This window comes from Pseudomonas sp. RSB 5.4 (genome assembly GCF_037126175.1).
Lineage (GTDB): Bacteria > Pseudomonadota > Gammaproteobacteria > Pseudomonadales > Pseudomonadaceae > Aquipseudomonas > Aquipseudomonas fluorescens_H.
This window is the reverse complement of record NZ_CP146986.1, coordinates 129,655-153,958: the sequence shown is the minus strand read 5'-3', so window position 1 is coordinate 153,958 and position 24,304 is coordinate 129,655. Positions and strand designations below refer to the sequence as shown.

Annotated in this window: 28 protein-coding genes; 11 read left to right on the top strand and 17 right to left on the bottom strand. The window is 61.7% G+C overall.

The features are described 5' to 3' along the window. Window positions 1-65 precede the first annotated feature (65 nt). The 7 genes from hyi (at window position 66) to V9L13_RS00670 (ending at window position 7,816) form a co-directional block, all read left to right on the top strand. The gene (hyi, locus tag V9L13_RS00700) at window positions 66-848 is read left to right on the top strand and encodes a hydroxypyruvate isomerase (protein ID WP_338801166.1); all 783 of its coding nucleotides are present in this window, start codon (window positions 66-68) and stop codon (window positions 846-848) included. Window positions 849-1,009: 161 nt separating this feature from the next. Beyond that, window positions 1,010-1,903 carry a 2-hydroxy-3-oxopropionate reductase gene (locus tag V9L13_RS00695; protein WP_003222962.1) on the top strand — a complete coding sequence of 298 codons (894 nt, stop codon included), beginning with the start codon at window positions 1,010-1,012 and terminating at the stop codon, window positions 1,901-1,903. Window positions 1,904-2,064: 161 nt separating this feature from the next. Next, window positions 2,065-3,339: a glycerate kinase gene (locus V9L13_RS00690; protein WP_201138374.1), complete on the top strand. Its 1,275-nt coding sequence runs from the start codon at window positions 2,065-2,067 to the stop codon at window positions 3,337-3,339. Continuing rightward, on the top strand, window positions 3,336-4,751 hold the full coding sequence (gene pyk, locus V9L13_RS00685; protein ID WP_003222958.1) for a pyruvate kinase: 1,416 nt from the start codon (window positions 3,336-3,338) through the stop codon (window positions 4,749-4,751). Before V9L13_RS00690 ends, pyk begins: the two co-directional genes overlap by 4 nt. Window positions 4,752-4,951: 200 nt before the next feature. Continuing rightward, window positions 4,952-5,866 (top strand): urea transporter, encoded by a 915-nt coding sequence (locus V9L13_RS00680; protein ID WP_338801165.1) that lies wholly within the window; start codon window positions 4,952-4,954, stop codon window positions 5,864-5,866. A gap of 21 nt (window positions 5,867-5,887) precedes the next feature. After that, on the top strand, window positions 5,888-6,712 hold the full coding sequence (locus V9L13_RS00675) for an ion transporter (RefSeq protein WP_095667160.1): 825 nt from the start codon (window positions 5,888-5,890) through the stop codon (window positions 6,710-6,712). Between the two features lie 105 nt (window positions 6,713-6,817). Continuing rightward, entirely contained in the window at window positions 6,818-7,816 is a 999-nt protein-coding gene (locus V9L13_RS00670; protein ID WP_338801164.1) for a sulfate ABC transporter substrate-binding protein, read from the top strand. Window positions 7,817-8,002: 186 nt separating this feature from the next. On the opposite strand, the gene V9L13_RS00665 is transcribed toward V9L13_RS00670, so the two are convergent. Beyond that, window positions 8,003-8,623, bottom strand: a complete 621-nt coding sequence (locus tag V9L13_RS00665; protein WP_338801163.1) for a DUF5666 domain-containing protein — start codon at window positions 8,621-8,623, stop codon at window positions 8,003-8,005. 243 nt (window positions 8,624-8,866) lie between these two features. Here V9L13_RS00665 and V9L13_RS00660 point away from each other — a divergent pair, with 243 nt between their 5' ends. Then, window positions 8,867-10,054, top strand: coding sequence for an MFS transporter (locus tag V9L13_RS00660; protein ID WP_338801162.1), 1,188 nt, complete (start codon window positions 8,867-8,869; stop codon window positions 10,052-10,054). Window positions 10,055-10,108: 54 nt separating this feature from the next. Here V9L13_RS00660 and V9L13_RS00655 read toward each other — a convergent pair whose 3' ends face one another. Continuing rightward, window positions 10,109-10,513 (bottom strand): type II toxin-antitoxin system HicB family antitoxin, encoded by a 405-nt coding sequence (locus V9L13_RS00655; protein ID WP_003222952.1) that lies wholly within the window; start codon window positions 10,511-10,513, stop codon window positions 10,109-10,111. After that, on the bottom strand, window positions 10,513-10,725 hold the full coding sequence (locus tag V9L13_RS00650; RefSeq protein WP_103484786.1) for a type II toxin-antitoxin system HicA family toxin: 213 nt from the start codon (window positions 10,723-10,725) through the stop codon (window positions 10,513-10,515). Before V9L13_RS00650 ends, V9L13_RS00655 begins: the two co-directional genes overlap by 1 nt. A gap of 267 nt (window positions 10,726-10,992) precedes the next feature. On the opposite strand from V9L13_RS00650, the gene V9L13_RS00645 reads away from it, so the two are divergent. Continuing rightward, window positions 10,993-11,880 (top strand): LysR family transcriptional regulator, encoded by an 888-nt coding sequence (locus tag V9L13_RS00645; RefSeq protein ID WP_338801161.1) that lies wholly within the window; start codon window positions 10,993-10,995, stop codon window positions 11,878-11,880. Between the two features lie 105 nt (window positions 11,881-11,985). On the opposite strand, the gene V9L13_RS00640 is transcribed toward V9L13_RS00645, so the two are convergent. The 10 genes from V9L13_RS00640 to ccmA form a co-directional block, all read right to left on the bottom strand. Then, window positions 11,986-12,390, bottom strand: coding sequence for a hypothetical protein (locus tag V9L13_RS00640; RefSeq protein ID WP_338801160.1), 405 nt, complete (start codon window positions 12,388-12,390; stop codon window positions 11,986-11,988). A 28-nt stretch (window positions 12,391-12,418) separates the two neighbouring features. Then, entirely contained in the window at window positions 12,419-13,621 is a 1,203-nt protein-coding gene (gene ccmI, locus V9L13_RS00635; RefSeq protein WP_338801159.1) for a c-type cytochrome biogenesis protein CcmI, read from the bottom strand. Beyond that, entirely contained in the window at window positions 13,618-14,088 is a 471-nt protein-coding gene (locus V9L13_RS00630) for a cytochrome c-type biogenesis protein (protein ID WP_108590666.1), read from the bottom strand. Before V9L13_RS00630 ends, ccmI begins: the two co-directional genes overlap by 4 nt. Further along, the gene (locus tag V9L13_RS00625; RefSeq protein WP_003222947.1) at window positions 14,085-14,621 is read right to left on the bottom strand and encodes a DsbE family thiol:disulfide interchange protein; all 537 of its coding nucleotides are present in this window, start codon (window positions 14,619-14,621) and stop codon (window positions 14,085-14,087) included. Before V9L13_RS00625 ends, V9L13_RS00630 begins: the two co-directional genes overlap by 4 nt. Further along, complete coding sequence (locus tag V9L13_RS00620) at window positions 14,618-16,606, bottom strand: heme lyase CcmF/NrfE family subunit (protein ID WP_003222946.1); 1,989 nt, start codon at window positions 16,604-16,606, stop codon at window positions 14,618-14,620. Before V9L13_RS00620 ends, V9L13_RS00625 begins: the two co-directional genes overlap by 4 nt. A gap of 3 nt (window positions 16,607-16,609) precedes the next feature. Continuing rightward, window positions 16,610-17,065, bottom strand: a complete 456-nt coding sequence (gene ccmE, locus V9L13_RS00615) for a cytochrome c maturation protein CcmE (RefSeq protein ID WP_003222945.1) — start codon at window positions 17,063-17,065, stop codon at window positions 16,610-16,612. Continuing rightward, window positions 17,062-17,238, bottom strand: a complete 177-nt coding sequence (ccmD, locus tag V9L13_RS00610) for a heme exporter protein CcmD (RefSeq protein WP_003222944.1) — start codon at window positions 17,236-17,238, stop codon at window positions 17,062-17,064. The genes ccmE and ccmD overlap by 4 nt, the downstream gene beginning before the upstream one ends. Continuing rightward, complete coding sequence (locus tag V9L13_RS00605; protein WP_003222943.1) at window positions 17,235-17,990, bottom strand: heme ABC transporter permease; 756 nt, start codon at window positions 17,988-17,990, stop codon at window positions 17,235-17,237. The genes ccmD and V9L13_RS00605 overlap by 4 nt, the downstream gene beginning before the upstream one ends. A 78-nt stretch (window positions 17,991-18,068) precedes the next feature. Next, on the bottom strand, window positions 18,069-18,737 hold the full coding sequence (gene ccmB / locus V9L13_RS00600; protein WP_003222942.1) for a heme exporter protein CcmB: 669 nt from the start codon (window positions 18,735-18,737) through the stop codon (window positions 18,069-18,071). Continuing rightward, a complete protein-coding gene (ccmA, locus tag V9L13_RS00595; protein WP_045122041.1) occupies window positions 18,734-19,369 on the bottom strand; it encodes a cytochrome c biogenesis heme-transporting ATPase CcmA in 636 nt (211 codons plus the stop codon). The genes ccmB and ccmA overlap by 4 nt, the downstream gene beginning before the upstream one ends. A 197-nt stretch (window positions 19,370-19,566) precedes the next feature. Here ccmA and V9L13_RS00590 point away from each other — a divergent pair, with 197 nt between their 5' ends. Both V9L13_RS00590 and V9L13_RS00585 read left to right on the top strand, forming a co-directional pair. Beyond that, window positions 19,567-21,147: a flagellar hook-length control protein FliK gene (locus V9L13_RS00590; protein WP_338801158.1), complete on the top strand. Its 1,581-nt coding sequence runs from the start codon at window positions 19,567-19,569 to the stop codon at window positions 21,145-21,147. Next, on the top strand, window positions 21,144-21,473 hold the full coding sequence (locus V9L13_RS00585; RefSeq protein WP_003222939.1) for an EscU/YscU/HrcU family type III secretion system export apparatus switch protein: 330 nt from the start codon (window positions 21,144-21,146) through the stop codon (window positions 21,471-21,473). The genes V9L13_RS00590 and V9L13_RS00585 overlap by 4 nt, the downstream gene beginning before the upstream one ends. Before the next feature lie 124 nt (window positions 21,474-21,597). On the opposite strand, the gene V9L13_RS00580 is transcribed toward V9L13_RS00585, so the two are convergent. The 4 genes from V9L13_RS00580 to V9L13_RS00565 all read right to left on the bottom strand — a co-directional run bounded on the left by V9L13_RS00580 (window position 21,598) and on the right by V9L13_RS00565 (window position 24,303). Next, the gene (locus V9L13_RS00580; RefSeq protein ID WP_003222938.1) at window positions 21,598-21,990 is read right to left on the bottom strand and encodes a DUF2802 domain-containing protein; all 393 of its coding nucleotides are present in this window, start codon (window positions 21,988-21,990) and stop codon (window positions 21,598-21,600) included. Continuing rightward, on the bottom strand, window positions 21,991-22,476 hold the full coding sequence (locus tag V9L13_RS00575; RefSeq protein WP_126361291.1) for a chemotaxis protein CheW: 486 nt from the start codon (window positions 22,474-22,476) through the stop codon (window positions 21,991-21,993). Window positions 22,477-22,561: 85 nt separating this feature from the next. Beyond that, the gene (locus V9L13_RS00570; protein ID WP_338801157.1) at window positions 22,562-23,512 is read right to left on the bottom strand and encodes a CheW domain-containing protein; all 951 of its coding nucleotides are present in this window, start codon (window positions 23,510-23,512) and stop codon (window positions 22,562-22,564) included. A gap of 2 nt (window positions 23,513-23,514) precedes the next feature. After that, window positions 23,515-24,303: a ParA family protein gene (locus tag V9L13_RS00565; protein WP_003222933.1), complete on the bottom strand. Its 789-nt coding sequence runs from the start codon at window positions 24,301-24,303 to the stop codon at window positions 23,515-23,517. Window position 24,304: the final 1 nt, after the last annotated feature.

The following is a 24,304-nucleotide window of genomic DNA, read 5'->3' as shown; positions in this document are numbered from 1 at the left end:
AGCTCCCTCGCCACACAAGCCCGCTCCCACAAGGGGGATCCTCACAAGATTTACGGGAGACCACCATGCCGCGTTTCGCAGCCAACCTGTCCATGCTGTTCACCGAACAGGATTTCCTTGCCCGTTTCGACGCCGCCGCCAAAGCCGGTTTCAGTGGTGTGGAATACCTGTTCCCGTACGATTTCAGCTCTGCCGAAATCAAGGCCAGGCTCGATGCCAACGGTCTGACCCAAGTGCTGTTCAACCTGCCGGCCGGTGACTGGGCCAAGGGCGAGCGCGGTATCGCGTGTCTGCCGGATCGCGTTGAAGAGTTCCGCGCCGGGGTCGATCTGGCGATTGCCTACGCGCAGGTGCTGGGCAACACCCAGGTCAACTGCCTGGCCGGTATCCGTCCGCAAGGCATTGATGACGCAACCGTCGAGAAGACATTCGTCGCCAACCTCAAATACGCGGCCGACAAGCTGCAGGCGGCCGGTATCAAACTGGTGATGGAAGCGATCAACACCCGCGACATCCCGGGTTTCTACCTGAACAACACGGCGCAAGCCCTGTCGATTCGCGAGCAGGTCGGCAGCGCCAATCTGTTCCTGCAATACGACATCTATCACATGCAAATCATGGAAGGCGATCTCGCCCGCACCCTGCAATCGCACCTGGGCGAGATCAACCACGTGCAGCTCGCGGACAACCCGGGGCGCAACGAGCCGGGCACCGGTGAAATCAACTACCGCTTCCTGTTCGAACACCTGGATCGCATCGGTTACCAGGGTTGGGTCGGTTGCGAATACAAGCCGCTGACCACCACCGAGGCCGGTCTCGGCTGGCTCAAGAGCCACAACGCAATCTGACAGCACTGCAAAACCCTTGTGGGAGCGGGCTTGCTCGCGAATGCGGTGGTTCAGTCAACACGGATATTGAATGTTCCACCGCATTCGCGAGCAAGCCCGCTCCCACCCAAGGCAACACCCCCTATTTCGCTTGAGCAAGACAAAAACAAGAGGATTTTCTCATGGCTAAAATCGGATTTATCGGCACCGGCATCATGGGCCACCCAATGGCTTCGAACCTGCAGAAAGCCGGTCACAGCCTGTTCCTGTCGGCGCACCACGACGCCGCTCCAGCCGACCTGGTGGCCGCTGGCGCCGTCGCTCTGGCCAACCCGCGCGAAGTGGCGCAGGAAGCTGAATTCATCATCGTCATGGTCCCGGACACCCCGCAGGTCGACGACGTGCTGTTCCGCGCCGACGGCGTTGCTGCCGGCATCGGCAAAGGCAAAGTCGTGATCGACATGAGCTCGATCTCGCCGACCGCCACCAAGGCATTCGCCAAGAAGATCAACGAGAAAGGCGCGCAATACCTCGACGCCCCGGTATCCGGTGGTGAAGTCGGCGCCAAGGCTGCGACCCTGAGCATCATGGTCGGTGGCGACGCCGATGCCTTCGAACGCGCCCTGCCGCTGTTCCAGGCCATGGGCAAGAACATCACTCTGGTCGGTGGCAATGGCGACGGTCAGACCGCCAAAGTGGCGAACCAGATCATCGTCGCGCTGAACATTCAGGCCGTGGCTGAAGCGCTGCTGTTCGCCTCGAAAAACGGTGCTGATCCGGCCAAGGTGCGTGAAGCGCTGATGGGCGGTTTCGCTTCGTCGAAGATCCTCGAAGTACACGGCGAGCGCATGATCAAGGGCACCTTCGATCCGGGCTTCCGCATCAGCCTGCACCAGAAGGACCTGAACCTGGCCCTGCAAGGCGCCAAGGAGCTGAACATCAATCTGCCGAACACCGCCAACGCCCAGCAAGTATTCAGCACCTGCGCGGCCATCGGTGGCAGCAACTGGGACCACTCGGCGCTGATCAAGGGTCTGGAACACATGGCCAACTTCTCGATTCGCGACAAAAAATAAAGCCACTGCCCCACCGCTTGAACCTGTGGGAGCGAGCTTGCTCGCGAAGAGGGCGTATCAGTCGACATGGATATTGCCTGATCCATCGCTTTCGCGAGCAAGCTCGCTCCCACAGGGATCTCTACCGCCCTTTCGAATAACAAGAATTCCGGGAGCCCGCCATGTCGGTCGATCCGCAACAACTGCTGCGCGAGCTGTTTGCCACAGCCATCGACGCGGCCCATCCGAACCAAGTCCTCGAAGCCCATCTGCCTGCTGATCGCAGCGGTCGGGTGATCGTCATCGGTGCCGGCAAAGCCGCAGCTGCCATGGCGCAGGTGGTCGAGCGCTGCTGGCAGGGTGAAGTATCCGGTCTGGTGGTGACCCGTTACGGTCACGGCGCTCCGTGCGAAAAAATCGAAGTGGTCGAAGCCGCGCACCCGGTGCCGGACGCCGCCGGCCTGGCCGTGGCCAAGCGTGTGCTGGAACTGGTCAGCAACCTGAGCGAAGACGACCGCGTGATCTTCCTGCTCTCCGGTGGCGGCTCTGCCCTGCTCGCCCTGCCGGCCGAAGGCATTACCCTGGCCGACAAGCAGTCGATCAACAAAGCCCTGCTCAAATCCGGCGCGACCATCGGCGAGATGAACTGCGTGCGCAAGCACCTCTCGGCGATCAAGGGTGGCCGCCTCGGCAAGGCCTGCTGGCCTGCCACTGTGTATACCTACGCAATTTCCGATGTGCCGGGCGACCTCGCCACGGTCATCGCTTCCGGCCCGACCGTGGCCGACCCGAGCACTTCCGCCGAAGCGCTGGCGATCCTCAAGCGCTACAACATTGAAGTCCCGGCCTCGGTGCGCAACTGGCTGCAAAGCCCGGAATCGGAAACGGTCAAACCCGGTGATCCGAGCCTCGCTCGCAGCCATTTCCAGTTGATCGCCCGCCCGCAGCAATCGCTGGATGCCGCGGCGGTGAAATGCCGTCAGGCCGGTTTCAGCACGCTGATCCTTGGCGACCTGGAAGGTGAGTCACGTGAAGTGGCGAAGGTCCACGCCGGCATCGCTCGGCAGATCATCAACCATGGTCAGCCGTTGGCGGCGCCGTGCGTGATTCTCTCCGGCGGCGAAACCACCGTCACCGTGCGCGGCAATGGCCGTGGCGGACGCAACGCCGAATTCCTCCTCAGCCTCACCGACAGCCTCAAGGGCCAGCCCGGCGTTTATGCACTGGCCGGTGACACCGACGGCATCGACGGCTCGGAAGACAATGCCGGCGCGATCATGACCCCGGACAGCTACGCCCGCGCCGCCGCCCTCGGTTTGAGTGCCAGCGACGAGCTGGATAACAACAACGGTTACGGCTACTTCGAGGCGCTCGACGCGCTGATCGTCACCGAGCCGACCCGCACCAACGTCAACGACTTCCGCGCCATTCTGATCCTTGAGAACTCTAAATCATGACGCCTGATAAAAAGGTCAAAATCCTCGCCACCCTCGGGCCTGCTGTCGATGGCATCGACGACATCCGTGAGCTGGTCGAGGCCGGGGTCAACATCTTCCGCCTGAACTTCAGCCACGGCGATCATGCCGACCACGCCCAGCGCTATCAGTGGATCCGTGAAGTCGAGCGCCAGCTCAACTATCCACTGGGGATCCTGATGGATTTGCAGGGGCCGAAACTGCGCGTCGGCAAGTTTGCCGACGGCAAGGTGCAGTTGCATCGCGGTCAGGCGTTCCGCCTCGATCTGGACGCCACACCCGGCGATGAACGCCGAGTGAACCTGCCGCATCCGGAGATCATTGCCGCGCTCGAAGCCGGTATGGATCTGCTGCTGGATGACGGCAAACTGCGCCTGCGCGTGGTCAGCAAATACTCCGACGCGATCGACACCACCGTGCTCAATGGCGGCGAACTCTCGGACCGCAAAGGCGTGAACGTGCCGCAGGCGGTGCTCGACCTCAGCCCACTGACCGCCAAGGATCGCCGCGACCTGAGCTTCGGTCTGGAGCTGGGTGTGGACTGGGTGGCGCTGTCGTTCGTGCAACGTCCGCAGGACATTCTCGAGGCCCGCGAACTGATCGGCGACAAGGCGTTCCTGATGGCGAAAATCGAGAAGCCGTCAGCAGTTGAACAACTGCGCGAAATCGCCGAACTGAGCGACGCGATCATGGTGGCTCGCGGTGACCTCGGCGTCGAAGTACCCGCCGAAAGCGTGCCGCAGATCCAGAAAAACATCATCACTACCTGCCGCGAGCTCGGCAAACCGGTGGTGGTGGCAACGCAGATGCTCGAATCGATGCGCTTCTCTCCGGCACCGACCCGTGCTGAAGTCACTGACGTGGCCAACGCTGTGGCTGAAGGCGCGGATGCGGTGATGCTCTCGGCCGAAACCGCGTCCGGTGAATACCCGCTGGAAGCGGTGCAGATGATGAGCAAGATCATCCGTCAGGTGGAGAACGGTCCGGACTATCAGACTCAACTCGACGTCAGCCGACCGAAAGCCGAGGCGACGGTGTCCGATGCCATCAGCTGCGCAATCCGCCGCATCAGCAACGTGCTGCCGGTAGCGGTGCTGGTCAACTACAGCGAGTCGGGCAGCTCAAGCCTGCGGGCGGCGCGGGAGCGGCCGAAAGCGCCGATCCTCAACCTGACGCCGAACCTGCAGACGGCACGGCGCTTGAGCGTGGCGTGGGGTATTCACTCGGTGGTCAACGATCGTCTGCGTCAGGTCGATGAAGTGTGTTCGACCGCGCTGGAAATCGCTCAGGCTCAAGGAATGGCCGAGCGTGGCGATACGTTGCTGATCACCGCCGGTGTGCCGTTTGGGCAACCGGGATCGACCAACTCGCTGCGGATCGAAACGCTTATCTAACTAGCGACACAAGACCTGTGACGAGGGAGCTTGCTCCCGCTCGGCTGCGCAGCAGTCGTCGCTTTTAGGGCATGACGGTTTTCACAGAAGAACCGCATTAACCCATGTTGGGGCCGCTTCGCGACCCAGCGGGAGCAAGCTCCCTCGCCACAGTTATTGGCAAGACCTTTTGATTGTCCAACTGCCCAGATTTTTTCAACATGCCTGCCAATCATTTCAACACCCACTGCCCCGACTGGGCCGAGGCTTTGCTCAACGGTTTCAGTCAAATATTCCTCCAGCGCCATCCGCTCTGCGGCCTGTTGTGCCTGCTGGCGATCCTGCTCACTGCGCCGGTGCTGTTTGCCGGTGCGTTGCTCGGTGCGGTCGCCGGGTTGCTTACCGCACAACGGCGTAACTATGCAAAGGCTGATCGTCAGGCCGGATTGTTCAGTTACAACGGCGTGCTGCTCGGCTTGTTGCTGAGCCTGTATTTCCCTTGGTCGCCAATGTTGCCGCCGCTGATCCTGGCGGCCGGCGGCCTGAGTGCGATGGTCACACAGCAATGGCTCAAACACGTGTACCGCAGTCGATCGATACCGGCTTATACCTCGCCGTTCGTGGCAATCAGCTGGATCCTGTTGCTGTTTGCCGAGCCGTCCGCGCCGACAGCGCACATCGAGATGAACACGCTGAATTTGCTCGCCGCTGAGTGGCGTGGACTGGGTCAGGTTATGTTCCTTGATCATCCACTGGCCGGCGCATTGATCGCCATTGGCCTGTTGATCGCTGATCGCCGCGCCTTTTGCTGGGCATTGTTCGCGTCGGCCATCGGCCTGGCGTCGAGTCTGCTGCACCACGAAAGCAGCACCGCGCTACTCGGACTGGGCAGCTACAACGCGGTACTCGCCGCCCTCGCCTTCAGTACGCAACGCCAGCAACCGTGGCTGCCGCTGCTGGGCATCGTCCTTGCGCTGCTGGTCACCCCGCTGTTTGCCGCCCTTGGTCTGGCGACGCTGACCGCGCCGTTCATCCTCGCCGGCTGGCTGATCCGCGCCGGGATCCAGATGCTCGGCAAAGCGGCCGTCGACGCCACGCCTTGCGCACAGGGGGACAATCAACCTAGGCTGCGCTGATCTTCAATTCAGGCGTTATCCATGGACAGCAGCAACAGTTGGCGTGAACGGCTTTACGTGATGATTTTCCAGAGCGACACCCTCGCCGGGCGGCGCTTCGACGGCACTTTGCTGTTGATCATCCTCGCCAGCCTGGTGGTGGTGATGCTCGACAGCATCGACAGCATTCACCAGAACTACGCCGATGTGCTGGCCTACATCGAGTGGGGCTTCACCGTCATTTTTCTCGGTGAATACATCCTGCGCCTGTATTGCTCACCGAAACCGTTGCGCTACGCCTTCAGCTTCTACGGACTGGTGGATCTGCTGGCGATCGTGCCCGGAATTCTGGCGCTGTATTACAGCGATGCGCAGTACCTGCTGATCATCCGCATCATTCGGATGCTGCGGATCTTCCGGGTGCTCAAGCTCAGCCCGTACCTCAAGCAAGCCAACTACCTGATGTCGGCGCTGCGTGGCAGCAAGCAGAAGATCGTGGTGTTTCTGGTCAGCGTCTGCACCCTGGTGACGGTGTTCGGCACCCTGATGTACGTGATCGAAGGTCCGGAACATGGCTTCACCAGCATCCCCAAAGGTATCTATTGGGCTATCGTGACCCTGACCACCGTCGGCTTCGGCGACATCGTGCCCAAGACTCCTCTGGGCCAGGTGATTTCGTCGCTGGTGATGATCACCGGTTACTCGATCATCGCCGTGCCCACCGGGATTTTCACCGCAGAACTGGCCAACGCCATGCGCGGCGAACAGCTGCAACACGACTGCCCGGTGTGCAAGAAAAACAGCCATGAACAGAACGCAGCATTTTGCTCGCGGTGCGGCAGTCAGCTGTTTAAGAAAGTGGAATAAGCACAGAGCTTTTTAATCTTTAAACGACTATGCCAGCCCGGCTATAGTCGCTGGCAAAACGGTATCACCCCCGACCGTTATCACCGACACAACAAGGAATGCGCAGTGAAAAAACTCTTTGGCGCCTCACTTCTCGCCGCTGGCCTGGCCCTGGGCAACATCGCTCAGGCGGCTCCGACTCTGCTGAACGTTTCCTACGACGTGATGCGCGATTTCTACAAGGACTACAACACTGCGTTCCAGAAACACTGGCAGGCCGAGCACAACGAAAACATCACCGTGCAGATGTCCTTCGGCGGCTCGAGCAAGCAGGCGCGTTCGGTGATCGACGGCCTGCCGGCTGACGTCATCACCATGAACATGGCGACCGACATCAACGCCCTCGCCGACAACGGCAAACTGGTGCCGGAAAACTGGGTCAGCCGCCTGCCGAACAACAGCGCACCGTTCACCTCAGCCACGGTGTTCATCGTGCGCAAAGGCAACCCGAAAGCCCTGAAAGACTGGCCGGACCTGCTCAAGGACGGCGTGCAAGTGATCGTGCCCAACCCGAAAACTTCGGGCAACGGCCGCTACACCTACCTCTCGGCCTGGGGCTACGTGCTGAAAAATGGCGGTGACGAGAACAAGGCCAAGGACTTCGTCGGCAAACTGTTCAAGCAGGCGCCGGTGCTCGATACCGGTGGCCGCGCCGCGACTACCACGTTCATGACCAACCAGATCGGCGACGTGCTGGTGACCTTCGAGAACGAAGCCGAGATGATCGCTCGCGAGTTCGGTCGCGATCAATTCGAAGTGATCTACCCAAGCGTCTCCGCCGAGGCCGAACCACCGGTGTCGGTGGTCGACAAAGTGGTCGACAAAAAAGGCACCCGCGCTGCCGCCGATGAATACCTGAAATACCTGTGGTCGCCGGAAGGTCAGGAAATCGCCGCTGCCAACTACCTGCGTCCAAGGGACCCGGCGGTGCTGGCGAAGTACACCGACCGCTTCCCGAAAGTCGACTTCCTGTCGGTGGAGAAGACCTTCGGTGACTGGCGTTCGGTGCAGAAGACCCACTTCAATGATGGCGGGATCTTTGATCAGATTTATTCCGGCCAGTAAGGCTTAAGCGATAACGAAAAAGGCGACCTCGACAGGTCGCCTTTTTTGTGGGCATTGAAATCACCACACTTCCCCCTGTGGGAGCGGGCTTGCTCGCGAAGGCGGTCTGAAATTCAACAGATGTGCTGACTGATCCGACGCTTTCGCGAGCAAGCCCGCTCCCACAGGGAATTGTTTGTCAGCCAGTTACATCGGCGGCGTGACGCCATCCTTGCCGGCGGAAATCGATTGCGCCGTCAACGTGCCGTCTGCGTCCTGGGTCACGAAGCTGACAATCTTCACCCCGACCTTGAGCAAGCTGCGATCCCCCGGCGTCAGGTTGACGATCGGCACGTCCTCCGGCACCAGGATCTTCTGCTGTCCGCCCTTGTAATTGACCGTCAGCACGCGGCCATTGCTGACCACCAGATCACCGACGCTGCCATTGGTCATGCTGCTGCCTTTGGCCAGGTCGAATGGCCGATGGCCGTCGCCGCTGCCGGCCAGTTCCGGCGGGAACACATGCACTTCGAGCGCCTTCAGGGTTCCGTCCTCCTGGGGCATGGCGGCCGAGCCGATGTAGCTGCCGGGTTTGATGTCCTCGATATTGGCCAGGGTGACGGCGCGAATCCTGGTGTCCGGGTTCAACCGGACCACTACATTCTCGCCGCTGTTGACGTGGACTTTCAGCGAGTCGGCGCCGACCCCGGTGATCTCGCCGCGCACGCCGAGACGCGTACCCGGGGCATCGGCGGCCTGCACCGCAGTGGCACTGAGCAGGCCAAGCAAGGCAATCGTGGTGGTGTGACGCAGCAGCTGACGCAACATGGCAATCCTCCGTTGATGAACAGTAATAGCGCAGAAGTAAACATAAGCACGCTATCGAAGAACATGTAAGTGAATGTATCATCGACCCTCCCCGGCCGGACGCAAGGTTCGCCGATGGACGACACCCTGTTGGAAGCCAATCATTCCGCAACGGAATAACTGATATCGATCGAAGGCTTCTACCGCCGCTTCGGTACGTCCCTTAGCCTCACCGCATTCCCTTTCGCTGGATCGAGAAACCTTATGAACGCCACAACTCACGCAATGACCCGAGGCATGGTGCTGCTGTTCGCCTTCTGCTGCGGCGCCATCGTCGCCAACATCTACTACGCACAGCCAATCATCGGCCTGATCGCGCCAGACATCGGCCTCTCCGACACCATGGCCAGCTTCATCGTCTCGCTGACGCAGATCGGTTATGCGCTGGGCCTGTTCTTCCTGGTGCCGCTGGGCGACCTGCTGGAAAACCGCCGGTTGATGATCATCACCACGGTGGTGGCGATTGCCAGCCTGCTCGGCGCGGCGTTCACCAGTCAGCCCAACGTGTTCCTGCTGATCTCGTTGCTGGTGGGCTTCAGCTCGGTGTCGGTACAGATCCTGATTCCGCTGGCTGCGCACCTGGCGCCGGAGGAGTCCCGTGGCCGGGTAGTCGGCGGGATCATGGGCGGCTTGTTGCTGGGCATCCTGCTGGCGCGACCGGTGTCGAGTGTGGTGGCTGACCATTTCGGCTGGCGCGCGATGTTCATGATTGCTGCGGCGTTGATGGCAGCGATCAGCGTGGTGCTGGCACTGACCGTGCCCAAGCGCCAACCGGATCACAGCGCCACGTATGGCCAGTTGATCGGCTCGCTGTGGACGCTGCTGCGCCAGCAACCGGTGCTGCGTCAGCGGGCGTTTTATCAAGGCTGCATGTTCGCCACGTTCAGCCTGTTCTGGACCGCGGTGCCGCTGGAACTGGCGCGCAACCATGGCCTGTCGCAAAGCGAAATCGCGATCTTCGCCCTGGTCGGCGCCATCGGTGCCATCGCCGCGCCGATCAGTGGACGCCTGGCTGACGCCGGCCACACCCGCATCGCTTCGCTGCTGGCCATGCTGTTCGCCAGCCTGAGCTTCCTGCCCGCCTTCATCCACCCGGCCTACAGCGTGATCGGCCTGGCCGTGACCGGCGTGGTACTGGATTTCTGCGTACAGATGAACATGGTCCTCGGCCAGCGCGCGGTGTACTCACTCGATGCCAAAAGCCGCGGTCGCCTGAACGCTTTGTACATGACCAGCATCTTCATCGGCGGCGCCTTCGGCTCGTCGGTGGCCAGTGCGGTGTATGAGCATGGCGGCTGGCTGTGGATCGTGATTGTCGGTAGCGCGTTCCCGCTGCTGGCGTTGTTGCGGTTCCTGAGTGCGTCGCAGCGTGGTTCTTTGGCAACGGCGTAGGCATCCAGGCTCGCTCCCACAGGTTGCTCAATGGGCCTGAGGGAGCGATGACGCTTAATAGCGAACCAGTTTCTCCATCGCCGCATCCGCCAGAAACGAAGAGCGGCTTTTGACATTGTGTTCACGCACATAACGATCGATGCGCTGGATCACATAACCTGGCAACGTCACGTTGACCTTCTCGGTCTTGCCCATGTACGGCGAGATATCCAGCTCGAGCATCCCCCAGCCCATATCGGCAAACTCCGGATTATTGCGATGGGCCGCTGCCGACGTCGGCATGGGAATCGATTCCCCGTCCGCCGCTATCTCCTGCAGCATGATGTGAGCAATTTCAACGGCTGCGTTGTAGGCGTCCTCGAAGGTATCCCCAGCCGTGACGGCGCCGGGAATGTCAGGTATCTGAATACCGATGGCGGTGTTGTCGTCACCCCATTCGATGCAGATCGGATATTGCATTATGGATCTCCCTTGTTGCTGGCTGGCGGGTGGTGCAACCCGGCACGCCTCCTGATGCTTTTGACCGTCCCCAACGGTAAATCCTTTTTCGGGTGGGGAACGGGAATGGTGTAAGGGTTGTAACGGTGAGTGAAGATGTGATGACTGCCGGTGACTCGATCCAGCGTCCAGCCTGCCTCCTCCAGCTCCTTGATCAATAGCCTGCTTTGCACCTACCGCCTCCTTGCTCCGGCCGAATAAAAGTAACTCTAGAGTTATCTTTACTCAAGCACATAAATCTGCAGAACGACGTTCGGTTGTTTTACAGCATGTGATTGAATGGACGCGGATTACACTCAGCACCCTATTCCCTGTGGGAGCGGGCTTGCTCGCGAAGGCGTTGGATCAGCCAATACATGTGCTGAATGTCAGACCGCTTTCGCGAGCAAGCCCGCTCCCACAAGGGGACTACGACAACTTTCAGATTTGCAGGAAGACTGATGGACCGCCTCGCCGCCATGGAAACCTTCGTCTACGTGGTCGAAACCGGCTCGTTTTCCGCCGCCGCCCGACGGTTGAATATCGGCCAGCCCGCCGTGTCGAAAACCATCGCTCAACTGGAAAAACGCCTGGCGATCAGCCTGCTGCTGCGCTCGACTCGCGGCCTGACGCCGACCGAGGCGGGGCTGGCGTTTTTCGAACGGGCCAGACGCGCCATCGACGAAGCCAACGAAGCCGATAACGCCGCCCGTGGCAGCGCCAGCGGTTTAAGCGGCAACTTGCGGATCAGCGCTGCCGTGACTTTCGGACGCCTGCACGTCGTGCCGCAGTTGGGGCCGTTTCTCGAGCAGCATCCGCAATTGAACATCGACCTGATGCTCGATGACCGCAACATCAATCTGGTCGAAGAAGGCATCGACGTCGCCCTGCGCATGGGCCCGCTCAGCGACTCCAGCCTCACCGCGCGCAAGATCGCCGACTGCCGCCGCGTGGTGCTCGGCACCCCGGCCTACTTCTCCCGCCACGGCGAGCCGAGCTGCCCTGCCGATTTGAATCAGCACCAAGGCATCGTCTACAACCTCAGCGGCGGTGCCACCTGGACCTTCACCCAAGGCCGCGAACAGCAGACGCAAAACCTGACCGGCCGCCTGCGTGTCAGCGCCGCCGAGGGTTTGCGCGCAGCCGTGCTGGCCGATCAGGGCCTGGCCATCGCCTCGCAATGGATGTTCGCCCCGGAGCTGGCAAGCGGTGCGGTCAGGGCGGTGATGAGCGATTGGGGATTGCCGGATCAGGACCTGTGGGCAGTGTTTCCCACGGGGCGGATGGTCAGTGCGAAGGCGCGGGCGTTTGTGGATTATGTGCAGGAGTTGTTGACCAGCGGATTGTGAAAAACAGCTAATCAAAAGATCGCAGGCTTCGCCAGCTCCTACAGGGTCATCCATACTGCCGGACAACATATAAAAAACGGCGATCCAAAGATCGCCGTTTTTTCATCACTGCCCGAACTGTTTGCCCAACCCCGGCGGCACACCGTGGATACCGGTGTCTTCCCAGGGGCCGTTGGGGCTGATCGAGCGGCTCCAGCCGTTGTTCCAGCGGAAGTAGGTGCGCTGGCGGTAGAAGGTGTTGGGCTGATCGTCGAGGACATAGACCCCGAGTTGCTGATCCCAGTGGCTGTTGCCACCCGGTGGCGGGGCGAAGCTGGCTGAGGTGCGTGGGACTGGCTTGGACGGTTTGGCCGGGATGCTTTTGCCCGGAGTCGGCGCGGTCGACGGGGTCGGGCTTGGTTGCGACGGCGGGATCGGTGGCAGGCTGGTGGTCGGTTCCGGTCGGTGCACCGCACAGGCGCTCATGCCCAGGGCCATGGTGATGACTGCGATTCGGGCGAGACTGTGCATGGCGGTGCTTTCCTGTGGGTGCCGGTGGTTATTGGTCCGGGCTGTCGATGGTCAGTGTTTGCGGCGCGGTGGTGTTGCTGGCCAGCGGGCCGCTGCGACCCACCCACTCCCCGGCGGTCGGTTGACCGGCTCGGGAAATGCGCGCAACCAGTTGGACTTCAGGAAAGTTCGACAGTTTCAACTGCGGCATCATCGCATCGGCATCGCCCAGTTCGACGGTCACCGGCAGATCCGCCACGGTCAGACGCTTGGCCGCCAGCGGTGCCGGTGGGCCGGAAACGGCGCGGGCGAAGATGAACACGCTGTCGCCCGGTTGCACCTTGCCTTTGAGTTCGCTGGCCAGATCGACGCGCACCTTGAGCAGTGCGGCAACCTTGGCAGCCGGCGTGGCGGCGACTTTACCGCCGCTGGCTTGCAGGCGCTCGGTGGCGCGCTCGATCCCGCCTTGCAGCGCAGCACGGGAGTTGTCGTCCGCCGGCAGTTGCGCCAGCAGGCGGCTCCAGTAGTCGATTGCCTGCTGATAACGCTCACCCTCGAACGCGGCGATGCCGAGCAGACCGAGGCTGGTGACTTCTTTCGGATCGGCTTTCAGCGCTTCATCGGTCAGGGCCTGGATCTTGTCCGACCACTTCTTGCCGTCAGCAAAGTATTGCGCCTGCGCCCACTGGCCGAGCAGCTCCGGCTGGCGACCGGCCAGGTTGGCGGCGCGCTCGAACATCTTCGCCGCATCCGCCGGACGTTCCTGGGCCATGTAGGTGCGCCCGAGGAAGTACAGGCCTTCCGCCGAATCCGGCTGCGCCGCAACAGCACGCTCCAGCCGTCGGGTCATCTCTTCCATCGACTGCGGCGCCTGGGCGAATTCGCGGGTCAGCTCGACTTTGTCGGCAGCACCGAAATGCAGATACAGCCCCAGCCCCAATACCGGCACCAGCACCGCTGCCAGCAGCGGCAACGGCTTGCCCAGTTTCGACACACGCGGTGCGGCAACGCCTTCGGTATCGGCGAGCAGCTCACGCGCCGCTTCGGCACGGCCGCTGTCCATTTGCGCCGCATCGAGTACGCCTTCAGCCTGCTGCGCTTGCAGCTCGGCCACGCGCTCCTGATACAGCGCCACGTTCAGGGCAGTTCGATCCTCTTCACGCTGGGCGCGACGGCCACGCAAAACCGGAATCAGCAGAAAACTCAGGGCGACCAGAAGCAACAGCCCTGCGGCAAGCCAGAAATCAATCATTCTTGGTTTTTATCCAACAGTTGGTCGAGGCGCTGACGCTCTTCGGTGGACAGCGATGGCGGGGTCTCGGTGCGCTGTGCGCGGCGCCGGCGAACGATCACTGCGATCACCACCAGACCGCCGAACAACAGGCCAGCCGGGCCGAACCACAGCAGTGCAGTCTTGGCATTGAGCGCCGGTTTGTAACGGACGAAATCACCGTAGCGATCGACCATGAAATCGATGATCTGCTGATTGTCTTTGCCCTCGCCGAGCATGCGGAAAATCTCTTTGCGCAGGTCGGCGGCAATCGGCGCGTTGGAGTCGGCAATATCCTGGTTCTGGCACTTGGGGCAGCGCAGTTCCTTGGTCAACTCGCGGAAACGCTCGCGATCACCTTCCTTGGCGAACTCGTAAGTGTCGATGGCGGCATGCGCCACGCCGGCCAGACTCAGGCCCAATACCACCGCAGCAAGAAAGCGCTTCATGGCTTGGCCTCATCGACCAGCGCCTGATACTTGGCCGCGAGTTTTTCGCGCCAGACCTGCTCGTCGATCACCCCGACGTACTTGTCGCGGATGATGCCCTTGGCGTCGATGAAGAAGGTTTCCGGCGCGCCGTACACGCCGAGGTTCAGGCCCAGCGAGCCTTCGTCGTCACGGATATCCAGCAGGTACGGGTTGTGGAATTCGGCCAGCCACTTCAACGCATCGGCGTTGGTGTCCTTGTAGTTGATGCCGTAGATCACCACACCGCGCTCGGCCAGTTTGTTCAGCACCGGGTGCTCGACCCGGCAGGAAATGCACCAGGTGCCCCAGACGTTGACCAGCGCCGGTTTGCCGAGAATGTCAGCCTTGGTCAGGGTCTTGTCGCCCTGCACGCTCGGCAGGCTGAATTCCGGGAAGGGCTTGTTGATCATCGCCGACGGCAGCTCCGCCGGATCGAGGTACAGACCCCGATACAGAAACACTGCCACCAGCAGGAAAATCGCCAGGGGTACCAGCATTAACCAACGTCTCATGCAGCCGCTCCTTGCAGGCCGAGGGCTTCACGCACCTTGGCTTTGACCTTGACTCGATAACGCCGATCCAGCGCCGCCAGCAATCCGCCCAGACCGGTCAGCAGACCGCCGAACCAGATCCAGCGCACGAACGGTTTGACGTGAACCCGCACCGCCCACGCGCCGTTTTCCAGCGGCTCGCCCAGTGCAACGTAGAGATCGCGAGTGAAACCGGCGTCGATCCCGGCCTCGGTCATCATCGAACTCTGCACGGTGTACAGGCGTTTTTCCGGGTGCAGCACGCTGACTTCCTTGCCGTCGCGGATCACCCGGATGGTGCCCTTGTCGGAGGTGAAGTTCGGCCCCTCGAAGTGCTTGGCGCCTTCGAAGATGAAGTGATAACCGGCCAGATCCATCGACTCGCCCGGCGCCAGACGCAGGTCGCGTTCGGCACTGTTCTGACTCGACAGCACCACACCGAGGGCGCATACGGCGATGCCGAGGTGAGCGATCTGCATGCCCCAGTAGCTGCGGGTCAGGGTTGGCAGGCCTTTGATCAGGCCCTTGTGGCGAGTCTTGTCGAAGATGTCGCGCACACCGGCGAGCAACACCCACGCGGCGAGCAGGAACGTCGCGATCACCGCCCAGTTGAAATCGCCGTAAGCGATACCGGCCACCACCGCCAATGCGACGCTGCCGAGCAGCACCGGGGTCAGCATGTTCGCCAGCCACTTCACCGGGGTGTCCTTCCAGCGCACGATCACGCCGACCGCCATCACCAGCATCAACAACGCCATCAACGGGATGAACAACGCGTTGAAGTACGGCGGGCCGACCGACAGTTTGGCGCCGCTCAAGGCATCGAGAATCAGCGGATAGAGTGTGCCGAGCAGAATCATCGACGCCGCCACCACCAGCACCAGGTTGTTGCCCAGCAGCAGGGTTTCCCGCGACCACAGGTTGAAGCCGACCTGGCTCTTGACCACGGGTGCGCGCAACGCAAACAGCGTCAGCGAACCGCCGACCACGAACAGCAGGAAGATCAGGATGAACACACCGCGCTCAGGATCGGAGGCAAACGCGTGCACCGAAGTCAGCACGCCGGAACGCACGAGGAACGTGCCGAGCAGGCTCAGCGAGAACGCGGCAATCGCCAGCAACACCGTCCAGCTCTTGAACACGCCACGCTTTTCCGTGACCGCCAGTGAGTGAATCAACGCGGTGCCGACCAGCCATGGCATGAACGAGGCGTTTTCCACCGGGTCCCAGAACCACCAGCCGCCCCAGCCGAGTTCGTAGTAAGCCCACCACGAACCGAGGGTGATACCGATGCCGAGGAAGGCCCAGGCGACGATCGTCCACGGCCGCGACCAGCGTGCCCACGCGGCGTCGAGACGACCACCCAGCAGTGCAGCGATGGCGAAGGCGAACGCCACCGAGAAGCCGACGTAACCCATGTAGAGCATCGGCGGATGCACAATCAGGCCGATGTCTTGCAGCAGCGGATTGAGGTCACGACCATCCGCCGGAATCTGCGGCAGGATCCGCGAGAACGGGTTGGAGGTGAGGATCAGAAACAACAGGAAACCGGTGCTGATCATGCCCATCACCGCCAGCACCCGGGCGAGCATGACTTGCGGCAACTGACGGGAGAACACCGACACGGCGAAGGTCCAGCCACCGAGGATCAACGCCCACAGCAACAGCGAACCTTCGTGGGCGCCCCATACCGCGCTGAACTTGTAGTACCACGGCAAGGCGCTGTTGGAGTTCATCGCCACGTAGGCAACCGAGAAATCGTCGGTCATGAACGCGTAAGTCAGCGCGCCAAAGGCAAACACCAGGAACGCGAACTGGCCCCATGCCGCCGGCTGGGCGAGGCTCATCCACAGACGGTCGCCACGCCAGGCACCGAGCAACGGCACCACGGCCTGCACCAGCGCGAAACACAGCGCCAGAATCATCGCCAGGTGACCGAGTTCAGGAATAAACAGTGCAGAAGTCATCGATCAACCCTCCTTCGCTTGGGTCGGTGCCGATTGACCACTGTCTTTCAACGCTTTGGTCACTTCCGGCGGCATGTACTTCTCATCGTGCTTGGCCAGCACTTCATCGGCCACCACTACGCCGTCCGCGTTGAGTTTGCCCAGGGCGACGATGCCCTGCCCTTCGCGGAACAGATCCGGGAGGATGCCGCGGTAAGTGATGGTCACGGATTTGTTGAAGTCGGTCACGATGAACTTGACGTCCAGCGAGTCCGGCGAGCGTTGCAGCGAACCCTTCTCGACCATGCCGCCGGCGCGGATGCGCGTGTCGTGCGGGGCTTCGCCGTTGGCGATCTGGGTCGGCGTGTAAAACAGGTTGATGTTTTCCTGCAGGGCGCTGAGAGCCAGGCCGACGGCAGCGCCGACCCCGACCAGAATCGCCAGAATGATGATCAGACGTTTTTTGCGCAGCGGATTCACTTGCCGTTCTCCCGGCGCAGACGACGCGCCTCTTGTTGCAGATAGCGCTTGCGGGCCGCAATCGGTGCGACCACGTTGAGGATCAGCACCGCCAGACAGATGCCGTAGGCCGACCAGACGTATAGGCCGTGATGGCCCATGGCGAGGAAGTCGCCGAATGAAGCGAAACTCATCGCGCAGCCTCCAGACTGTTCTGCACTTCTTCTTTCACCCAACTGGCGCGAGCTTCGCGCTTGAGCACTTCAAGGCGCATACGCAGCAACAGCACCGCACCGAAGAAGCAATAGAACCCCAGCACCGTCAGCAGCAGCGGCAGCCACATTTCCGCGGGCATCGCAGGTTTCTCAGTGAGGGTGAAGGTCGCGCCCTGGTGCAGGGTGTTCCACCACTCCACCGAGTATTTGATGATCGGAATGTTGATCACCCCGACGATCGCCAGTACCGCGCAGGCCTTGGCGGCGCTGTCACGGTTGCTGATGGCATTGCCCAGCGCGATCACCCCGAAATACAGGAACAGCAGAATCAGCATCGACGTCAGCCGCGCATCCCAGACCCACCACGAACCCCAGGTCGGCTTGCCCCAGATCGCCCCGGTAACCAGCGCCACCGCGGTCATCCATGCGCCGATCGGCGCGGCGCATTGCAGCGCGACGTCAGCCAGTTTCATCTTCCACACCAGCCCGACCACGCCGCACACCGCCAGCATCACGTAGATCGACTGCGCGAGCATCGCCGCCGGCACGTGGATGTAGATGATGCGGAAGCTGTTGCCCTGCTGATAATCCGGCGGCGCGAAGGCCAGGCCCCAGACGACGCCAACGCTGATCAACAGCAACGCGGCAATGCTCAGCCACGGCAGAAACCGGCTGCTGATGCCGTAGAACCACTTGGGCGAGCCGAGCTTGTGAAACCAGGTCCAGTTCATACTGTTTCCATCACGGGTGCCGCTCATCGGTGTGAGCGGTCTCAGGGTCTTTGCTGGTTAAATTTTAACCAGACCTCATTATTCGCCGACGCTGATCTTCAGGCCAGCAGCTATTGCAAAAGGTGTCAGGGTGATCGCCAGGGCGGTCAGGCTACCCAGCCACAGCAGATACCCGGTCGCCGGCATGCCTTGCAAGGCGGCCTGCAAGGCGCCACTGCCAAGGATCAACACCGGGATGTACAACGGCAGAATCAACAACGCCAGCAACAGGCCGCCACGTTTCAAACCGACCGTCAGCGCCGCGCCCACCGCGCCGAGCAAGCTCAACACCGGTGTACCCAGCAGCAACGACAACAGCAACACCGGCAGACAGGCGACCGGCAAACCGAGCATCAACGCCAGCAACGGCGAGAGCAGAACCAGTGCCAGTCCCGAGAACAACCAGTGTGCCAGCACCTTGGCCAGCACCAATAGGGGCAGCGGATGCGGCGAAAGGACCCACTGTTCCAGGGAGCCATCTTCGAAATCACTGCGAAACAGTCCGTCCAGCGAGAGCAGGACCGACAACAGCGCGGCCACCCAGACTAACCCCGGGGACAGGTTTTGCAAGACTTGAGTTTCCGGGCCGACGGCCAGCGGGAACAAAGCGATGACAATGGCGAAGAAAATCAGCGGATTGGCCAGTTCCGCCGGGCGACGAAACAGCAGACGGGACTCACGGGCAACCAGCAGGCCGAACACACTCATACTGCCCAGTTCCCCAGATCGATATCGCGATAACCGGCCGGCATCCGGCTCAGTGTGTGGTGCGTGGTCAACACCACCAGACCGCCGCGTTCGCAGTGGCCGGCCAGGTGTTCTTCAAGTTGCGCCACCCCCTGTTTGTCGAGCGCGGTGAATGGCTCGTCGAGAATCCACAGCGGCGGGCTGTCCAGATACAACCGCGCCAGTGCCACGCGGCGTTGCTGACCGGCAGACAGGGTGTGGCAGGGAACATCTTCGAAACCGCGCAATCCTACGGCAGCCAATGCCTGCCAGATCGCCTCGCGTTCGGCCGGCCGATGCAGGGCGCAGAGCCAGGACAGGTTCTCTTCGGGGGTCAGCAGGTCCTTGATTCCGGCGGCGTGGCCGATCCACAACAGGTTGCGCGCCAGTTCGCTCGGCTGTGCGGTCAGAGGCTGGCCGTTGAGCAGCACCTGACCGCTGGTCGGCTGCATCAACCCGGACAACAGGCGCAGCAGACTGGTCTTGCCGCTGCCGTTGGGGCCGCTGATCTGCACCATATCGCCACTGGCCAGTCGCAATTCGAGATTTTCGAAGAGCAGCCGCAGGTCTCGCTCACAGGCAAGGGCAACGGTTTGCAGGACAGGGCTGGTCAAGGGATCACGGGCCTTATACGGTTCAAGTCGGCTCTGGCGCGGCCGTTAAAGAGATGCAGGATAAATGCAATGACGGTGCGAATCAGAGAGCTGGATCAAACAATTGCTATGTTTTCTGAACGAAGCGCAAGACGCGCGGCATTATACATGGCGTGCCTTACTCCCAAGCGTGCAATTTCCTCAGGTTGTGTCCGCGTATGACAGGTGAAATGAACATCCTCCCGCTCCCGCCCACCACCCCGGCGAACACGCGTCCGCTGGTGATGAGCGGTGAGTTGCTCAAGCTGTTGACCCCGGTCGAAGGCTTGATCGGCGCCGGGCAAAGCGCCCAGGCCGAGGTGTTGTCACTCAAGCAGGCGGATCAGACCTTTCAACTGCTGCTCAAGGTCACCGTCGACGGTGGCCGGCAGACCACCGTGCAGGCCACCAGCACCCTGCCGCTGCCGACCGGGACCAACCTGGCGGTCACTCAGCCATCGGCGGGCAATCTGGCGATCACCGTGCAACAGGCGATTGCCAGCAGCGTCGCCGCCCTCACCCGCATCGATACGGCGCAGTTGCCGGTGGGCACGCTGCTGCAAGGCAAGGTGCTGACCTCGCAGACACTGCCGCAAGTGCCGGGACAGCCGACGGTGTACCGCTCGCTGGTGAGCCTGCTCAACACCGCGCAGAGCGGTGCCACGCTGGACATCGACAGCCCGACGCCGCTGCGCATCGGCACTCTGCTCTCGGCACTGGTCGAAGACTCGCAAACCCTCAAGTTCGTGCCACTGAGCAGCCGTCAGGAGCAATTGGCGGTGAGCCAGCAACTGCTCGGCCAACAGAGCCGCCAAGGTTCGCTGGACGGTTTGCTCAACGCCTTGCAGAACCTGCCGGCCGACGACGATCAGACTTCGCAGGATCTGCGCACCGCCGTTACGCGCCTGCTCGCCAACCTGCCCGACGTGCAGCAGATGAGCACTGCCAAAGGCGTCGCCCTGGCCCTGGCCGGCAGCGGCGCCTTCCTCGAAGCCAAATTGCTGACCGGACAGAATCCGGCGCTGGCCCCGGACATGAAAGCCGATCTGCTCAAGTTGATCGCGCAACTGTCTCCGGGTGCGCCGGGCAATGCCAGTTTCAACGCGATCATCGCCGCCAACACCCTGGCGCAAGCGCTGCCGAGTTTCGTGCGCAACGCCCTCGGCACCCTCGGCCAGGTCAGCGCCAAACCGCTGCCGAGCAGTTTCCCGCTGCCCGACCGTCTGCTGCAAAGCCTCGACGGCGAAGGCGATCTTGAGCATCTGCTGCGCCTCGCTGCAGCCGCCGTGTCGCGCCTGCAAAGCCATCAGCTGTCGAGCCTGGAACAGACCGGTGTCACCGATGACGGCCGTCTGCTCAGCACCTGGCAGCTGGAAATCCCCATGCGCAACCTGCAGGACATCGTGCCGTTGCAGGTCAAGTTTCAGCGCGAAGAAGCGCCGGAAAGAGAACCGCAACCCAACGAACGCCGCGACGAGCGCGAACCCAAACAGCAGCTGTGGCGCGTCGATCTGGCCTTTGACATGGAACCGCTGGGACCGATGCAGATTCAGGCGCAGTTGATTGCCGGCAGCCTGTCGAGCCAGCTCTGGGCCGAACGCCCATACACCGCCGACCTGATCGAAACCAATCTGTTCGCGCTGCGCCAACGCCTGCTCGATCGCGGGCTGAACGTCGGCGATCTCGACTGCCACCTCGGCACCCCGCCGCAAGGCAACCACACCCGCCTCGAACACCGCTGGGTCGACGAAACCGCATGAACGATTCCACTGCTCCACGCCAGGCCATCGCCCTCAAATACGACGGCAACCACGCCCCGACCCTCACCGCCAAGGGCGACGAGGAACTGGCCGAAGAAATCCTGCGCATCGCCCGTGACTGTGAAGTGCCGATCTATGAAAACGCCGAGCTGGTGCGGCTGCTGGCGCGCATGGAACTGGGCGACAGCATCCCCGAGGAGCTGTACCGCACGATTGCCGAGATCATCGCGTTTGCGTGGAATCTGAAGGGGAAATTCCCCGAGGGACAGGACCCGGATGCGCCGATGGTCGAGAAGGACGTTACCGAACGCGGGGATGATTACTGAGGTTTCGAAGGCCCCTTCGCGAGCAAGCCCGCTCCCACATTTGATCGCATTCCTTCAATAGGATCGCGGTCGAATGTGGGAGCGGGCTTGCTCGCGAATGGCGATTTCCGCTTTAGAGCAAAAATCAGCTTCTGTGCAACTTGCGCATCAACTCCGCCTCAGCCTGGGTCAAGCCACAGGACTGAGTCAGCTCATCGACGCTCGCGCCCATCCCCACCAGTTTCGCCGCTTGGGCGAACGACAGGCTCGACGGGTCGCGCTGTTCCAGCGCGACAATCTTGTCCGGCAGAGGGCCGACCACCGAGCGCAGCTCGTGCAGGGCTTCGCCCATGCGCACGTTGCCGTTCTGGTAGTCGTCTACGCGCTTGGCCAGGTCCTTGATGCGCTGATCACGCAGCGCATCGCCCTGAGCCTGTTGCGCAGCGATGACCTTTTGCGCCTTGATATACGCCAGAAACATTGCCAGCGTGCCTGCCCAGAAGAGGAACAGGACAATGACCGCTACCTCGAGAATCAATCAGATGCTCTCCAGTTCCGACCATTCTTCTTCGCTCATCATCTTGTCCAGCTCGACCAGGATCAGCAACTCGTTGTTCTTGTTGCACACGCCCTGGATGAACTTGGCCGATTCTTCGTTACCGACGTTCGGCGCGGTCTCGATTTCCGACTGACGCAGGTAAACCACTTCAGCCACGCTGTCGACCATGATCCCGACCACTTGCTTGTCGGCTTCGATGATGACGATACGGGTGTTGTCGCTGATCTCGCCGCTGTTCAGGCCGAAGCGCTGACGGGTGTCGATCACGGTGACCACGTTACCGCGCAGGTTGATGATGCCCAGCACGTAGCTTGGCGCACCCGGAACCGGCGCGATCTCGGTGTAGCGCAGGACTTCCTGAACGCGCATCACGTTGATGCCGTAGGTTTCGTTGTCCAGCTTGAAGGTCACCCATTGCAGGATCGGATCTTCAGAACCCTTTGCCGCCGTCGCCTTGTCGTTCATACCCTAGCCCCTCGAAGTACCGCTCTAGCGGTGTATGTTTCGTCCGCCGGCATGCGTATGCCGACGCCTGTCTGTTATGGAAGTGTTATGTCGGTTTGTGGTTCGGCTTACTGCCGGACATGTGTTTTGCCCCACCACTGGCGATCAACTCGGCCAGCGCGGCTACATCAAGTAATGCACACATGTGCTCAATCACCGTGCCGGCGAGCCATGGCCGCTGACCCCGGTGACTTCTCCATTTGATTTCATTCGGGTCCAGGCGCAACGAACGGCTGACCTGATGCACCGCCAGGCCCCACTCGTAACCTTGTACCGAAATCACGTACTGCAGTCCCTGACGGAAGTCATCGCGGTAGCGATCCGGCATGACCCAACGCGCGGTATCCAATACTTTGAGATTGCCGGCCTGGCTCGGCAGAATCCCGAGGAACCATTCCGGCTGACCGAACAGCGGCGTCAACTCGTGGCCGGCCAGCGAATAGATCGAACCCAGGCACACCAGCGGCACGGCCAGGGTCAGCCCGGCGACATCGAACAACAGGCATTCGAAGGCTTCCGAAGCCCAGGCCGGACGGCCATCGGTTTCCACCGGTGGCGGCGTGTTGCTCGGCGGCAGGTGCACTTCTACAACCGGCGGCACCAGCGTCTGTTCGACGGGTGCCGGTGCCACCGGCGCAGGTTCGGCCACGACCGGTTCCGGCGCGGTTTTCAGCAATTGGGTTTGCAACAGCGGTGCGAGGGTCGAAACCGTTGCGCGCACCGGCGCTGACTCTTCAATCAATGCGACAGGTGCCTTGGCCACTGGCCCGGCGGCAGGCGCAGCCACCGGTGCGGCAGGTTTGGCAGCTTTCTGCGCATCACGCGCCTGCTCTTCAAGCACCGCCGCCTGGAATTCATCCAGCGCCGCAGCGCTTTCGACCACCTCGACCTGCACTTCCACTGGCGGCAACTCGTCAGGAATTTCCTGCAGCAAGCTATCCAGGTACGACTGCAACGCCAGTTGCGGGCGCGACGTCAGTTTGATCGGCCGGTTCATGCTCAAGCCACCTGCGGAACAAGTTGTTGCGCCAGCAGATGCTTGAGCAGCGCGCGGTAAGCCAGCACGCCCCGACTCTTGCCGTCGAACTGCGAAGGTGTGACACCGGCCCGGCTGGCGTCGCGCAGACGGGTATCGACCGGGATGTAACCCTGCCAGATCTCTTCGGGGAATTTGTCACGCAGCACGCGCAAGGTGCCCAGCGACGCCTGGGTGCGGCGGTCGAACAGGGTCGGCACGATGCTGAACGGCAGCGCCTGTTTGCGCGAGCGGTTGATCATCGCCAGGGTGTTGACCATGCGTTCCAGGCCTTTGACGGCCAGGTGCTCGGTCTGCACCGGGATCACCAGTTGCTGGCTCGCGGCCAGGGCGTTGACCATCAGCACGCCGAGCAACGGCGGGCTGTCGATGATCGCGTAATCGAAGTCCTGCCACAGCTGCGCCAGACTCTTGGCGATCACCAGGCCCAGACCACTCTGCCCCGGCGACTGGCGCTCAAGGGTGGCGAGTGCGGTACTCGACGGCAACAGGGAAATACGTTCGTCGCTGGTCGACAGCAGCAACTGTCCGGGCAAGCCTTGCGGCACGCTGCCCTTGTGCAGAAACAGGTCGTAGTTGCTGTGTTCCAGGCTGTCGGGGTCGTAGCCGAAATAGCTGGTCATCGAGCCGTGCGGGTCGAGATCGACCACAACCACGCGCTTGCCCGCCTCCGCCAGCAATCCGGCTAAAGCGATGGAAGATGTGGTTTTACCGACACCACCCTTTTGATTGGCGACTGCCCAGACTCTCATT